We start from the raw sequence: 14,425 nt of genomic DNA, 5'->3' as shown, positions 1-14,425 counted from the left end.
TTGACAGTTAGGTGCTCCAATGCGAAATCTCGGTTTAAAACAAAGAAAGCCTGAAAGGACAGGCTTTGAATAATTTGGTCACTATTGTGTTTACATAAATACGGTAGTAATGGCATTGGCATTATAGGCGTGTTGGTTGATGGAATACATGGCTATTTTAGATAAAGCCTTGTCAGCTTTTTTATCTTCGTTTAACGTTTTAGCTAATAAGTTGGCTGTTTTTTTATTGCCTAATATATTAGCAAAGGCACGTAAAGTTCCATATGTGGCAATCTCGTAATGTTTCATTTTTTGCTCAGACGAAATGATTCCAGCATCGCGTACCGTTCCAACGTCAGTGTTTTTGAGTAACTCAATCGTTTCTTTCAGTAATCCGTTCATGGCTTCACATTTTTGAGCATTGACTTCGATAAAATTAGTTTTGAAAATGACCTCTAAACGGGCAATTTGTTTTTTGTTTTCGGCTAAATGATTTTTGAGAGTTTCGATTAACTCGGGAGTTGTGGCATTCTTTAGCATTTTAGGTAGAATTTTCCCTAATGCTTTTTCGGAATAATACATTTCTTTTAATCCTATTTCAAACAAATCTCGGAGTCCATGAACTGAATGATTTTCTTGAAAGCTGGTTTCTTTTTCTTTGGTTAGTGTTTCCATGATAATGTTTTTAAATTAATTTTAAATCCAATTATAATGGACGAATTCCATTAATGGATTCTTCTACTTTTTTTAGCTTTTGGAGTCATTATGACTTAATTTGAGAGATGTATAAAGGTAGTGATTTATTGGTTTAATTACTTGGTATTTAGTGTTTTTGAAATGTTAATTAACATAAAATCACAATTTTCCTTTTAGTACTAAGGAGTTTTTCTTAGATATTTACTCTGAAAACAATCATTACATTCCTCATTTAAAATGAGCTGATTGTCGACCAACTCAAAAGAGGATTTTGAATCATTTTCGTAAACAATCATTGGTTTTTTATCGCCAAAAATAGAAGGGCCAATTTCGATTGTATACTTTAATTCGGATTCTAATTTACCATTAACATATTTCTTAATGGTAGTATTCGAAATTTGAAGTATTATCGTATTACCTGTTGATTCGGGGGTTAATGTAACACCTGCAAATCCTCCTGTCGATTCAATCCAATTCCAATTTCCTAAAAGACTGTGATGGTCAGGAATATTTTTATCGGAAGAACAGCAGATTATGAAAATTCCGATGAGTAAAAAGGATGCTATTTTTTTCATCAGTTCAAGGATTATTCATTTTAAGTCCTATAAAGTTAGAGAAAAATAAATAAATTGAAAGGAAGAATACTATAATAGAAGTTTGTCTAAACAAGCCATGTCATTAAAAAGCGGAATATCTAGCCCTTTAAAAAGAGCTTCAGTATGATTGTTAACATAAGCAAAAACATCAAAACCTCCTGCTTGAGCCGCTTGAACTCCGGCGACACTATCTTCGATAATCACACATTCTTCTACAGCAAATCCCATTGATTTTGCAGCATGGAGATACAATTCAGGATTCGGTTTCCAACTATTGATGTCGTAAGCACTGAAAATATTTCCTTCAAAACGGTCAATAAGTTTGGTCGTGGTTAGATTGAGTCTAATTTTTTCGGCAGGTCCATTCGAAGCGACACAAATAGGAACCTTGATTTTATTTAGTAATTCGTGTACGCCAGGAATGGGTTTCATTTGCGTTCTAAAAGCTTCAAATGTGCGTTCTCTAAATTCATCTTCGAAATTGTCTGGTAATTTTTCAGCCGCTAAACTTTCAATGTAATCGAAACAAAATTGCAATGATTTGCCTAGAAAATGGGTCATCGCAAAATCGAATTCTATCGTTACTCCAATGTTTTTTGCCATAGAGACTAAGGTGCCGTTTGAGATACTTTCGCTATCGACTAAAACGCCATCGCAATCAAAAATGATGCATTTGTATTTCATATTATAAGCTATTCTTTGATGATTTTAAAGCTATATGTAATTTGGTCTTTATAAATTTTTAAGATATAAAAACCAGAAATTAATTTGGTTGCTTCAATTGTACTTCCTTTACATTCCCCTTTTTGTATCAATTTTGATTGGTAGTCAAATAATTCATATCGAGTAGCTGTGGGGTCTAAATCAATTATATGAATGATATCTTGAACTGGGTTTGGATAAATGTACGGTATAACTGCTGGTAATCTATTCGCAGCTGTAGCAGAATCAGTTGAGCTAACAGTTGCGCTAACTGATTTTACTTCAGATTCAACGATAGCTTCAGGATTGTTACAAGCGAGTTCTAATAAACCTTCTAAATCATTTTCATCATATATTTTGGTGTATTCAAGCTTTTTTGCTTTTTGGAATAATTCACATGCCTCAGTATATTTCTTTTGATCTAGGTAGATAATACCTAAGTTTTTCATAGCATAACTGTTGTTTTTATCTATGGCTAATTCGGCTTTCAAATCACTAATCCCTTTCTCAGTCTCACCAGTTTTATGGTATATAAGTCCTCTAGTAGTTTTAATATTTCTCCCACCATAGCCTGAGGAACGTTCAATGATGTTTTTTTCTCTTTCTGCAGCTATTATAATATGCGGCATTGCTTTCTCATATTCGCCTCTATCCGAGTAGAGTTTTGCTAGTGCCCATTGGGCAAAAGCATGATTTGGCATTATTTCTAATACTTTATTTAAATACACTAATGCTAAATCATTCGATTTTGTATGTTGTAAAAAGTTGGCAAAATTGTATAAAATTCGGTTGTCTTTTGGCGCTAATTTCAGGGCTTTGCAAAAATAGTGCATAGCTGAATTTTCCATTTCGAGAGTCCCATAAATATTAGCAATGGCATCATATAATCTGCTACTGTTGCCATCCATTTTTATTTTGATAGAATCCGAAATTATTTTTTTTGGATCTGAGTAGAATTTATCTGTATAGGCTTCTATTATTTTATAATCTTGTAAAGATAAAAAGTTGTTTCCTAATTTATGTCTTAGAGATGCTCTTCGGTAGATGTCGTTTATTTTTGTTGGATTAAAATTAGTTCGAGTATTTAATTCTGCAAGGGAACTAATTGCTTTTTTAATAACTTCCTCGCTATCTTTATTAAAGGGAAGTTTGTGGTCAGTACGACTTAATAATTTTCCGTTTTCAAAAGTCCAAGTTACTAGGAGTTCTCCTTGTTTGTTGTATTGATAGGCGTTTCCATGTTTTTGGTTTTTGGAATTGTAATAGAAAATTTCATTTTTAGAGCCATCTTTATGAAAGGTTTTAACGCTATCTAAGATTTTGTCAATACCGTACCAATATTCCATCGCAGTAACTCCGTCATTATAATTGTATCGTTTAACTGGATTTATAGCATTTAATGTGTTTGAGTTTTCATTTTGTCCCAACATAAACATTGGCAAAAGAAGGAAAAAAAGGTAGTTTTTGATATTCATTATTTCGGTAATTAATGGATAGTAATTGGTTGATTTTTTTTATCGAAATATACTACATTTTTTTAAACAAAAACAAAATTAATTAGGAGCTACAAGACAACATAGAACAGCCTACTTTATTTCGTGCCCATTCAGGACGTTTAGCAAACCATTTTTGGTGGTTTTCTTGTTCCGAATACGGGTTTTTAAGTAGTGTGAAAAGTTCGTCAATTAGACTATAGTCTCCTTTATCAGCGGCTTCTATTGCCAGTTGCGCCATATAATTGCGTAGCACATATTTTGGATTGATAGTGTTCATTTTTTTGGCACGTTCACTCTCTCCCAGTGATTCTAATTCGAGTCTTGTTGCATACTTTTTGAACCAATTGTTCCAGGCTAATTTAAGTTCAGAATGTTCCTCTGGTAAATTGTAAAAGGCTTCGCTAATTATTTGAAAACCATTATCAGGATTTGTTTTTTGAAAACGACTTAAATTTCTAAAGAAAATAGTCATATCGGTTTCAATGAGGTGAAGGGTTTCCTCCATTTTTTGAATCAAAGCTTGGTCATTATCATCTTGAGTAAATAGTCCAATTTTAGAATTCATCATTTGGATGTATTTGACATCATAATCAGTTCTGAAGTCGTTTAGAATAGCTTCCAATCCTTGTGCTTCTTCTATAAGAGGATATAAAGTATTGGCTAATTGGTATAAGTTCCAAAGCACCATATCGGGTTGGTTTCCGTAGCGGTAGCGTTTGTTTTGAGCATCAGTAGTATTAGGTGTCCAGCCATAGTCGTACCCTTCGAGCCAACCGTAAGGGCCATAATCAATAGTTAATCCCAAGATAGACATATTATCAGTATTCATTACGCCGTGTACAAAGCCCACACGCTGCCAATGAATGACCATATCCAAACTGTTTTGAGCGACTTTTTTGAAAAACTGTAAATAGGTTTCTTTAGAAGGACTTCCTATTTCTGGATAAAAATGTTTGATGGTGTAATCAGTGAGTATTCTTAAGTTGTCGATATCATTGCGAGAGGTGAAAATCTGGAAGTTTCCAAAACGGATAAAACTAGGAGCTATCCGAGATACGATGGCCCCTTTTTCGTATGCAGGATTTCCGTTGTAAAGCATGTCTCTCAAAACTTGGTCACCTGATAGGCATAATGATAAGGCTCGAGTTGTTGGTACTCCTAAATGGTACATAGCTTCAGAACATAGATATTCTCTAACGGAAGAACGCAATACTGCGAGTCCATCAGCGGTTCTGGAATAAGGAGTTTTGCCCGCTCCTTTGAGTTGGATGGCCCAACGTTGGTTATTGTGAACGACTTCGGCTAGGTTGATGGCTCGACCATCGCCCAATTGTCCTGCCCAGTGTCCAAATTGATGACCTCCGTAGCACATAGCATATGGATTGGTATTTTGTAAAACCTCGTTTCCTGTGAACACTTTTTTAAAGGTTTCAGTTTGGGTATCTTCTTTTGATAATCCTATGTTTTCAGCCATTTCAGGTGAAACGTGCAGAACGGCTGGATTTGATGTTTTTTTAGGTTTTACAAATGAAAAACAAGCATTTTCGACCTGTCTGATCGTGTTGGTTGTATTTGGGTCAGCAGGTAGTTCTTTGTTGAAGGTATCTTGTATATTGAGTTTCATATCTTGTTTTTTTGAACACTAAGGGTACGCTAAGTTCTCTAAGTTTTTCTTAAATGTGGCTAAACACAAAGAGCACCAAGGAAGCGCAAAGAGCACAAGTTTTTTATTGAGAAATACTATTAGTGTTATAATAATTCGTGAATTCGTGGCTGTTTTTAGCGCTTTGTAGGTGAACTAGGATTAGACATAGTACAAAGTTACAAACTTCAAAAGCGATAATGAAACTATTACGAGATTTGTATCTATTAAATAATTGTATTCGAAAAGATACTTAAAGTTTTAAAACGCGAATTACTGGTATTGTTTGCTATTACTCAAGTCTCATTATTATTTTCTTTGATTGTAATTACGCTGTTTATAAGCAGAATTAGCAAAAATTTATTGGTTACGATTAACAAATTGTAATTTATTAAAAGTAAAAATCTGCGAATTAGCGGTTAATTTTTTTACACTGTACTTTAGGAGTAAAAAAGAATAAGTTTTTCTAAATTAAACTATCTTTGCCAGCCGAACAATCGGAAGAAAAATCGTAGTATGAAGTTTGATTTATTAAAAAAAGATCCACAATCCAAAGCTAGAGCAGGAAGTATTACCACTGATCATGGTGTAATTGAAACCCCAATTTTTATGCCCGTAGGGACTGTTGCTTCAGTTAAAGGGGTGCATCAGAGAGAGTTAAGGGAGGATATAAACCCTGATATTATTTTGGGAAACACGTATCACTTATACCTTCGCCCGCAAACTGAAATTCTTGAAAAAGCGGGAGGATTGCATAAATTTATGAACTGGGATCGTCCAATTTTGACAGATTCTGGTGGATATCAAGTATATTCACTTTCGTCCAATCGTAAGATTAAAGAGGATGGAGTGAAGTTTAAATCGCATATTGATGGTTCTTACCACGTTTTTACGCCTGAAAATGTAATGGAAATTCAGCGTACCATTGGTGCTGATATTATCATGGCATTTGATGAGTGTACGCCTTATCCTTGTGATTATCATTACGCACGTCGTTCGATGAATATGACACACCGTTGGCTAGATCGTTGTATTACTCATTTGGATAAATTACCAATGAAATATGGCTATCAACAACATTTTTTTCCTATTATACAAGGAAGTGTTTATAAGGATTTAAGAGAAAAATCAGCAGAATATATTGCTAATACCAATCAAGTTGGAAATGCTATTGGTGGATTGTCAGTAGGGGAACCTGCAGAGGAGATGTATGCTATGACCGAAGTGGTTACAGCTATTTTGCCAGAAGACAAACCTCGTTATTTGATGGGTGTGGGGACTCCAATTAATATTTTGGAAAACATCGCACTTGGAATTGATATGTTTGACTGTGTGATGCCAACGCGTAATGCGAGAAACGGAATGTTGTTTACCGCTAACGGATCAATCAATATCAAGAATAAAAAATGGGAAGCTGACTTTTCGCCTATTGATGAAATGGGAATTACGTATGTAGATACAGAATATTCAAAAGCCTATTTGCGTCATTTATTTGCTGCTAATGAGTACTTAGGAAAGCAAATTGCTACGATTCACAATCTTGGTTTTTATATGTGGCTTGTTCGTGAAGCTAGAAAACATATCATTGCAGGTGATTTTAGAACCTGGAAAGATATGATGGTAAAAAATATGAGTCAAAGACTATAAAATGGGTTTAATTGTTTAATCGTTTATTCGGTTAAACAATTAAACAAATAAACGATTAAACTTTGCTATGTTAACGATACTAGATAAATACATCTTAAAAAGATATTTAGCGACTTTTGCGACGATGTTGCTGATGTTTATTCCTATTGGAATTATTGTAGATGTTTCGGAAAAGATTAATTTCATGATTGAAAATGAAGTACCTTTTCTAAAAATAGCAGTTTATTATTATCATTTTACGGTTTATTTTGCCAATGCATTGTTCCCCATATTTTTGTTTTTATCGATCATATGGTTTACCTCTAAGCTGGCCAATAACACAGAGATTATCGCTATTTTAAGTTCTGGGATTTCGTTTACGCGTTTTTTAAGACCTTATATTATTGGAGCTTCTTTAGTATCCGTTTTTGTTTTGATCATGGGCTTCTTTGTAGTGCCAGTGTCTAGTGAGGGGTTTAACAATTTTAGATATACTTATTTAAAGACCAATGGTAAAGAGGCCATGCGTGGCAATAGTACAGACGTATATCGTCAAATAAATGATACCGATTTTTTGTATGTAAATAGTTTTAACTCTTCATCCAAAACGGCTTTTAATTTTGCCCTAGAGAAATTTAATGATGAAAAATTAGTATCCAAAGTTACTGCTAGTAGAATACAATGGAATCCTGCTGATAGTACTTATACAATGTATGATTACACCAAAAGAACCGTTGGGGAGCTAGGAGATAAAATAGAAAAAATACCCGAAAAAAAAGCTGTATTTAGTTTTGATTTAGAGGATTTAACTCCTGTGATTTATATAGCCGAAACTTTGACTTTAGATAAATTGAATAGTTTTATTGATAAGGAAAAAGCTAGAGGTTCTTCAAATATCAATATTTATATGGTGGTTTTGTATAAAAAATACAGTGTGCCAATTTCAGCTTTTATCCTAACAATCATAGCTGTTTCAGTTTCAGCAATGAAAAGAAGAGGAGGGATGGGGATGAATTTAACTATAGGTATTGCTATAGCCTTTTCATTTGTATTTTTTGACAAAGTTTTTGGGGTAATTGCTGAAAAGACAACCTTTTCACCTTTTGTCGCGGTTTGGTTCCCTAATTTTGTTTTTGGAATATTAGCAATATACCTCCTTCGAAATGCCAAACGTTAACGTAAAAAGCTATCTGAACCTACATTTCATCGTATTTATTTGGGGATTTACGGCTATTTTAGGTGCTTTATTAACTATAGATTCTGTTGCCATTGTATGGTATAGAATGCTTTTAGCAGGTTTATTTTTGGGCGCTTTTATTCTTTATAAAAAAATAAAATTCCGAATCTCACTCACCTTATTTTTGAAATTGGTTTTCGTTGGACTATTGATTGCTCTCCATTGGATTTTGTTTTTTCACGCCATCCAAGTTTCTAATATTTCGATTACGCTATCCATCTTTTCGTTAGGTGCTTTTTTTGCATCCTTGCTAGAACCTCTTTTTTTTGGTAGGAAAATCATAGGGTATGAAGTTGTTTTTGGATTGTTGACTATCCTTGGTCTAGGATTAATAATGAAGTTTGAATTGCATTATCTTGAGGGAATGATTTATGCTTTGATTTCGATTATTATCGGGGTGTTGTTTACTATTTTTAATGGGCAATTAATTCAAAATGAAGAAGCGACAGTCATTACTTTTTATGAGTTTTTGGCCGGTGTTTTTTTTATTTCACTCTATTTTTTGAGTCAAAATAAATTCAAGACTGATTTTTTTATTTTGACTGCCAAGGACTGGTTATTACTCATTGTTTTGTCTTCTGTTTGTACAGCTTATGCGTTTACAGCATCAGTGAAGGTAATGAAGCAACTATCGCCTTATACGGTGATGTTAACTACTAATTTAGAACCTGTTTATGGTATTGTCTTGGCTTATTTTCTTATTGGTGGAAAAGAAAAAATGAGTTTTCCGTTTTATATTGGTGCGTTTTTAATAATCACATTAGTATTGTTAAACGGGGTTTATAAACACCGAAAAATGAAAAAAAAACCAACTTTGAATTAGTTTTTTTTTAACTATTTGATAAAGATTATTTGTGATACCTTTGCAAAGTTTTATTAATTAAAAAATAAATAATGCAACAACATTTGCGTCTTAATGAATTCAAGGTCTTCTTTTATAGACTAATTCTAGCTTATCTTTTTTACTTCATTGCTCGAATTCTGTTTTATGTTTATAATATCGATTTACTTAGAGTTGAGTCAGTTAGTGACTTTTTATCACTTTGTTATTATGGATTGAGCTTCGATACGACTGCTATTTTATATGTCAATTTACTTTTTATAGTATTTTCGATTTTTCCATTATACAATAACGCTAGTAAAAGGTATCAGAAGTTTTTGTTTTACCTTTATTTTGGAACAAATTTATTTGCTTACGGATTAAATTTTATAGATTTTATCTATTATAAATACACCTTTGCCCGTACCACAAGTGTTGTTTGGGAAGTTTTAAAACATGAAACCAATAAAAAAGTGCTATTGTTTAGCTTTATATTTGATTACTGGCATGTGTTCGCATTGTTTGTGTTGTTTTCTGCTCTTTGGGTTTATTTGTATAAAAAAGTTACAGTTAAGACGTTTAAACCTACCAAATTGATTCCATATTTTGGTTTTTCAGTGATTAGCTTTTTGTTTATTGCTTTGATGACAGTAGGAGGAATTCGTGGTGGTGATTTCAAAAAATCCACTCGGCCAATTAATTTATTAGATGCTAGTCGTCATGTGAAGAACGTGGTACATTCGGATATTGTGCTTAACACCCCTTTTGCATTGATTCGAACGCTTTTTAGCAACAGTTTTGACAAAAAGCAATATGCTGGAGTGACTACTGATTTTATTCAAAAAGAAATTCAACCTATAAAAGAATACCATAATAATCCTAAGACCAAACCCAATGTGGTGCTTTTTATTGTGGAAAGTTATGGTCGTGAGTACATTGGAGCATTTAATAAAGATGCTAAAATACCTAATTACAAAAGCCATGCGCCCTTTTTGGACTCCTTGGCACAACACAGTTTGATTTTTACAAATGCGTACGCAAATGGACGTCAATCTATACACGGAATGTCTTCGGTTTTAGCAGGGATTCCATCGTTTAAAGATGCATTTACTTCTTCGCCTTATCCAAAGCAAAAAATAGAATCGATAGTATCAACTTTAAAAAGTGAAGGATATGATACTTCGTTTTTTCACGGTGCAGCCAATGGTTCAATGGGATTTTTAGGATTTAGCAATATTCTAGGGATTGACCATTATTATGGTCGAACGGAGTTTAATGACGATTCAGAATTTGATGGTTTTTGGGGTATTTGGGACGAACCTTTTTTGCAGTTCATGAAAAAGACTTTGGATACTAAGAAGTCTCCTTTTTTCGCTTCTATATTTACGGTATCTTCTCATGAGCCTTATATTATTCCGGAAAAATATAAAAATAGATTTCACGAAGGTGGAGTGCCTATTCATAAATGTGCCGAATATACCGATTATGCATTGAAACGCTTTTTTGATGAAGCCAAAAAAGAACCTTGGTTTTCAAACACTATTTTTGTGATGGTTGCCGATCATGGGAATCAAATATTTTATGATGAATTTCATAAACCAATTAACCATTTTGCAGTACCTATTTTGATTTATCAACCCAATAGTAAGTATGTAGGAGTAGATAAAGATTTAGCGCAGCAAATCGATATTTATCCAACAATCCTAGACATGATAGGTTACGATAAGCCTTTTAGAAGTTGGGGAAGAAGTTTGTTGGATAAAAAATCAAGTACGCCATTTGTAATTAATTCGACAGGAACGATTTATCAGTTTTTAAGAGGGAATTATATTTGTACTTTTGATGGGCAAAAAGCTTTAGGGTTTTATGATAAAGATGATAAGGCGCTGAAAAACAATTTGATAAATCGCAGAAACGCGGAGATGAATGCGATAGAATTGAATTGTAAAGCTTTTATTCAGGATTATATGGAGAGAGTGGTAGATAAGAAATTAACAACTAACTAATAAAACGATATTTAGGAATGAAAAACAAGTTTAAAAAAATTGGAATTTCAGTTTTAGCGCTAATTCTGATTTTTGTTGCCAAATATGTGTATGATATGAATATCAATCACAATTTTGAGACCATTACTGAAGGCAAGGTTTATAAGTCAGGAGTAATTCCTCCAGATGAATTGGAGAGTTATATCAAGAAATACAACATCAAATCAGTAGTTGATTTGCGTTTTCCTGGAACCAATGATCTTGTCAATAATCCAGAAGTTCCAGCAGAGTTAACAGCAGAACAGGAAGCAATCGCAAAGATAAAAGGGGTTAATTATTTCAATAATGGCTCAGACCAAGTGCCAAACCAAAAGAATCTAGATGTTTTCTTTAAAATCATGGATAATAAAGATAATTATCCTGTTTTGATTCATTGCTATCACGGAACAGGTAGGGCAGAGATGTATTCCGCTTTATACCGAATCGAATACGAGAATTTTAGTAACGAAGATGCTCGTAAAGAAGTAAGAACTATAGTAAAATTTAGCTCTTTTGATGATGGTAAGCCTAAAGGAGAATATTTAAAAGCATACAAAACAAGAGAGCAATTAGCAGCTGAAAAAGCATTTAAGTAGTTAATAACGTTGTTTTTAATCGAATAAATCCTTAGCTTTATTTTTTTAAATGTAAAAGTGTAGTAGGTCTAAATGTTAAAGTTTTTAAGACTTAAACAAAAAATTAAAAGGCTAGAACGATTTAAAATTTTATATTTGCAATCCAAATAAATAAAAACGCACAAATCCTATGGAATATTTAGATTTTGAGCTTCCAATAAAAGAATTAGAAGAGCAGTTGGAAAAATGCCAAGTTATTGGACAAGAGTCTGATGTAGATGTAACTACTACTTGTAAACAAATTACAAAAAAACTGTTAGATACTAAAAAGGAAATATACAAGAACTTGACTGCATGGCAAAGAGTTCAGTTGTCAAGACACCCTAACAGACCGTATACATTAGATCACGTTAAAGCGATTTGCGGAGACACTTTTTTAGAACTTCACGGAGATCGTAGCTTTAAAGATGATAAAGCAATGATAGGTGGACTTGGTAAAATTGGAGGACAGTCTTTTATGATTGTTGGTCAACAAAAAGGATATAACACTAAAACGCGTCAATATAGAAACTTTGGGATGGCAAATCCTGAAGGATATAGAAAAGCCTTGCGTTTGATGAAAATGGCTGAAAAATTTAATATTCCTGTTTTAACTTTGATTGACACTCCTGGAGCTTATCCTGGTTTAGAAGCCGAAGAAAGAGGACAAGGAGAAGCTATTGCAAGAAATATTTTTGAAATGGTTCGTTTGAAAGTGCCAATCATCACAGTTATTGTAGGTGAAGGTGCTTCGGGAGGAGCTTTAGGAATTGGTGTAGGAGATAGAGTATATATGTTAGAAAACACTTGGTATTCTGTAATTTCGCCAGAATCGTGTTCTTCTATTTTATGGAAGAGTTGGGAGTACAAAGAACGTGCGGCTGAAGCATTGAAATTGACTTCCTCTGATATGAAAAAACAAAAATTAGTTGATGATATTATCCCGGAACCTCTAGGTGGTGCACATTACGATAGAGAAACTACTTTCAAAACGGTAGAAGAATACATTCTGAAAGGATTAGCAGAATTAAAACTTTTATCAACAGAAGAGTTAATCGCTCAGAGAATGGATAAATACAGCAAAATGGGTGAATTCAAAGAGTAATATCTTACTTATACAATACTAATCCGAAGCCTTATCGTTTCGGATTTTTTTTGGCTTATAAACAAAATTGGTCAAGTTGTAAACAATTTTTAGTAATAACTTAAAACGCTTATTTTTATAATTTACATTACTTTCGCTTCATGGAAAATTTCAAAAATATAAATCCAGTTAAGGTGGATAAATCGACAATCATAAGCCTTGAAAAAGGGAAATTACCTCCTCAAGCAGTTGAGTTGGAAGAAGCAGTCTTGGGAGCTATGATGATTGATAAGAAAGGTGTCGATGATGTCATTGATATTTTGCAACCTGATGCCTTTTATAAAGAAGCACATAGACACATTTTTGAAGCTATTGTACAATTGTTTACTGAAACACAACCGATAGATTTATTAACGGTTTCGGCTCAGTTAAGAAAGAATGCCAAATTAGATTTAGCTGGAGGAGATTTTTATTTAATTCAGCTGACGCAAAAAATATCATCTTCAGCACATATCGAGTTCCACTCGCGTATCATTCTTCAAAAGTTTATACAACGTAGTTTGATTCGAATTTCTTCGGAAATTATTGAGGCTTCTTATGATGAAACTACAGATGTATTTAACTTATTAGATCAAGCCGAATCTAAACTTTACGAAGTTACCCAAGGAAATATTAAACGAAGTTCAGAGACAGCACAAAGTTTAGTACTGCAGGCCAAAAAGAAAATTGAGGAAATTAGCAAGCAAGAAGGATTGAGTGGTGTTGAGACTGGATTTACTAATTTGGATAAATTAACTTCTGGATGGCAGCCTTCGGATTTGATTATTATCGCGGCAAGACCTGCGATGGGAAAAACGGCCTTTGTACTTTCTATGGCTAGAAATATGGCTATCGATTATGGACATCCTGTAGCGTTGTTTTCGCTTGAGATGGCTTCGGTTCAGTTGATTACACGTTTGATTTCCTCTGAAACAGGATTGTCTTCTGAGAAATTAAGAACAGGTAAGCTAGAACCACACGAGTGGACAATGTTGAGTACCAAAGTAAAAAACTTAGAAAAAGCACCTTTGTATATTGATGATACACCTTCGCTTTCTATTTTTGATTTGAGAGCAAAAGCAAGACGTTTAGTATCACAACACGGAATCAAAATTATTGTTATTGATTATTTGCAGTTGATGACCGCTGGAGGAAATTCCAAAGGAGGAGGTAACCGTGAGCAAGAGATTTCAACTATTTCCCGAAACTTAAAAGCATTAGCCAAGGAGTTAAATGTTCCTGTAATTGCACTTTCTCAATTATCGCGTGCAGTAGAGACCCGTGGTTCGAGCAAGCGACCTTTGCTTTCTGACCTTCGTGAATCGGGAGCGATTGAGCAAGATGCTGATATTGTATCGTTCTTGTATCGTCCAGAATATTATAAAATTGATGAATGGGATGATGACGAAGCTTCGCCTACAGCAGGTCAAGCAGAGATTATGATTGCCAAACACCGTAATGGTGGAATCGAAAACGTTCGTTTGAAATTCTTAGGTCACCTAGGTAAATTTGATAACCTAGACGATTTTAGTGGAAATTACGACGATTTACCATCATCAATGAATCAAGATGATAGTTCGTTTATCACCAAGAATTTACCATCGGCTAGTGATGCTTTTGGTAGTGGTTTCAATGATGATGACGATGATGATAGCGATATGCCGTTTTAATCTTTTTGAATAAATAGATTCATCGCCTTTTTTTTTTTTTTGAAACTAGTCGCTTTGCTGAGGATAGTTCCTTATAGCTGATTTATGTGCAAAATAAAATGCCTATCCTAATCTTATACCATTACAAATTCTATGTCTCTACATGTTTTATTTTTTTAACCATTTAGAGTCATAGAATTTTATGTTTAAAGATGAACTCT

Annotated in this window: 12 protein-coding genes; 7 read left to right on the top strand and 5 right to left on the bottom strand. The window is 33.6% G+C overall.

Features of this window, described 5'->3' with window-relative positions:
- Positions 1–90: 90 nt before the first annotated feature.
- From SLW70_RS15635 to SLW70_RS15615, 5 genes are all read right to left on the bottom strand, one after another.
- Positions 91–654, bottom strand: a complete 564-nt coding sequence (locus SLW70_RS15635; RefSeq protein WP_320889579.1) for a ferritin-like domain-containing protein — start codon at positions 652–654, stop codon at positions 91–93.
- A 200-nt stretch (positions 655–854) separates the two neighbouring features.
- The gene (locus tag SLW70_RS15630) at positions 855–1,250 is read right to left on the bottom strand and encodes a hypothetical protein (protein WP_320889578.1); all 396 of its coding nucleotides are present in this window, start codon (positions 1,248–1,250) and stop codon (positions 855–857) included.
- Between the two features lie 69 nt (positions 1,251–1,319).
- Entirely contained in the window at positions 1,320–1,955 is a 636-nt protein-coding gene (locus SLW70_RS15625) for an HAD family hydrolase (RefSeq protein WP_320889577.1), read from the bottom strand.
- Positions 1,956–1,963: 8 nt separating this feature from the next.
- Positions 1,964–3,448: a T9SS type A sorting domain-containing protein gene (locus SLW70_RS15620; RefSeq protein WP_320889576.1), complete on the bottom strand. Its 1,485-nt coding sequence runs from the start codon at positions 3,446–3,448 to the stop codon at positions 1,964–1,966.
- An 82-nt stretch (positions 3,449–3,530) separates the two neighbouring features.
- Positions 3,531–5,093, bottom strand: a complete 1,563-nt coding sequence (locus SLW70_RS15615) for a protein adenylyltransferase SelO (protein WP_320889575.1) — start codon at positions 5,091–5,093, stop codon at positions 3,531–3,533.
- Positions 5,094–5,627: 534 nt separating this feature from the next.
- Here SLW70_RS15615 and tgt point away from each other — a divergent pair.
- The 7 genes from tgt (at position 5,628) to dnaB (ending at position 14,225) form a co-directional block, all read left to right on the top strand.
- Positions 5,628–6,758, top strand: a complete 1,131-nt coding sequence (tgt, locus tag SLW70_RS15610) for a tRNA guanosine(34) transglycosylase Tgt (RefSeq protein ID WP_320889573.1) — start codon at positions 5,628–5,630, stop codon at positions 6,756–6,758.
- Positions 6,759–6,825: 67 nt separating this feature from the next.
- Positions 6,826–7,914, top strand: a complete 1,089-nt coding sequence (locus SLW70_RS15605) for an LptF/LptG family permease (RefSeq protein ID WP_320889572.1) — start codon at positions 6,826–6,828, stop codon at positions 7,912–7,914.
- The gene (locus tag SLW70_RS15600) at positions 7,901–8,797 is read left to right on the top strand and encodes a DMT family transporter (protein WP_320889571.1); all 897 of its coding nucleotides are present in this window, start codon (positions 7,901–7,903) and stop codon (positions 8,795–8,797) included. The genes SLW70_RS15605 and SLW70_RS15600 overlap by 14 nt, the downstream gene beginning before the upstream one ends.
- A 71-nt stretch (positions 8,798–8,868) precedes the next feature.
- Positions 8,869–10,800: an LTA synthase family protein gene (locus SLW70_RS15595; protein WP_320889570.1), complete on the top strand. Its 1,932-nt coding sequence runs from the start codon at positions 8,869–8,871 to the stop codon at positions 10,798–10,800.
- 17 nt (positions 10,801–10,817) lie between these two features.
- Positions 10,818–11,414 (top strand): dual specificity protein phosphatase family protein, encoded by a 597-nt coding sequence (locus SLW70_RS15590; protein ID WP_320889569.1) that lies wholly within the window; start codon positions 10,818–10,820, stop codon positions 11,412–11,414.
- A gap of 169 nt (positions 11,415–11,583) precedes the next feature.
- A complete protein-coding gene (locus tag SLW70_RS15585) occupies positions 11,584–12,537 on the top strand; it encodes an acetyl-CoA carboxylase carboxyltransferase subunit alpha (RefSeq protein WP_320889568.1) in 954 nt (317 codons plus the stop codon).
- A 140-nt stretch (positions 12,538–12,677) separates the two neighbouring features.
- Entirely contained in the window at positions 12,678–14,225 is a 1,548-nt protein-coding gene (gene dnaB / locus SLW70_RS15580) for a replicative DNA helicase (RefSeq protein WP_320889567.1), read from the top strand.
- The last annotated feature ends 200 nt before the right edge of the window (positions 14,226–14,425 follow it).

This window comes from Flavobacterium sp. NG2 (assembly GCF_034119845.1).
Taxonomy (GTDB): domain Bacteria; phylum Bacteroidota; class Bacteroidia; order Flavobacteriales; family Flavobacteriaceae; genus Flavobacterium.
This window is presented reverse-complemented; position numbering and strand designations above follow the sequence as displayed.

Coding starts and splice junctions, on each gene's coding strand:
- tgt (WP_320889573.1), top strand. CDS start 5,628: ATGAAGTTTGATTTATTAAAAAAAGATCCACAATCCAAAGCTAGAGCA.
- dnaB (WP_320889567.1), top strand. CDS start 12,678: ATGGAAAATTTCAAAAATATAAATCCAGTTAAGGTGGATAAATCGACA.
- SLW70_RS15605 (WP_320889572.1), top strand. CDS start 6,826: ATGTTAACGATACTAGATAAATACATCTTAAAAAGATATTTAGCGACT.
- SLW70_RS15590 (WP_320889569.1), top strand. CDS start 10,818: ATGAAAAACAAGTTTAAAAAAATTGGAATTTCAGTTTTAGCGCTAATT.
- SLW70_RS15615 (WP_320889575.1), bottom strand. CDS start 5,093: ATGAAACTCAATATACAAGATACCTTCAACAAAGAACTACCTGCTGAC.
- SLW70_RS15585 (WP_320889568.1), top strand. CDS start 11,584: ATGGAATATTTAGATTTTGAGCTTCCAATAAAAGAATTAGAAGAGCAG.
- SLW70_RS15600 (WP_320889571.1), top strand. CDS start 7,901: ATGCCAAACGTTAACGTAAAAAGCTATCTGAACCTACATTTCATCGTA.
- SLW70_RS15625 (WP_320889577.1), bottom strand. CDS start 1,955: ATGAAATACAAATGCATCATTTTTGATTGCGATGGCGTTTTAGTCGAT.
- SLW70_RS15620 (WP_320889576.1), bottom strand. CDS start 3,448: ATGAATATCAAAAACTACCTTTTTTTCCTTCTTTTGCCAATGTTTATG.
- SLW70_RS15635 (WP_320889579.1), bottom strand. CDS start 654: ATGGAAACACTAACCAAAGAAAAAGAAACCAGCTTTCAAGAAAATCAT.
- SLW70_RS15630 (WP_320889578.1), bottom strand. CDS start 1,250: ATGAAAAAAATAGCATCCTTTTTACTCATCGGAATTTTCATAATCTGC.
- SLW70_RS15595 (WP_320889570.1), top strand. CDS start 8,869: ATGCAACAACATTTGCGTCTTAATGAATTCAAGGTCTTCTTTTATAGA.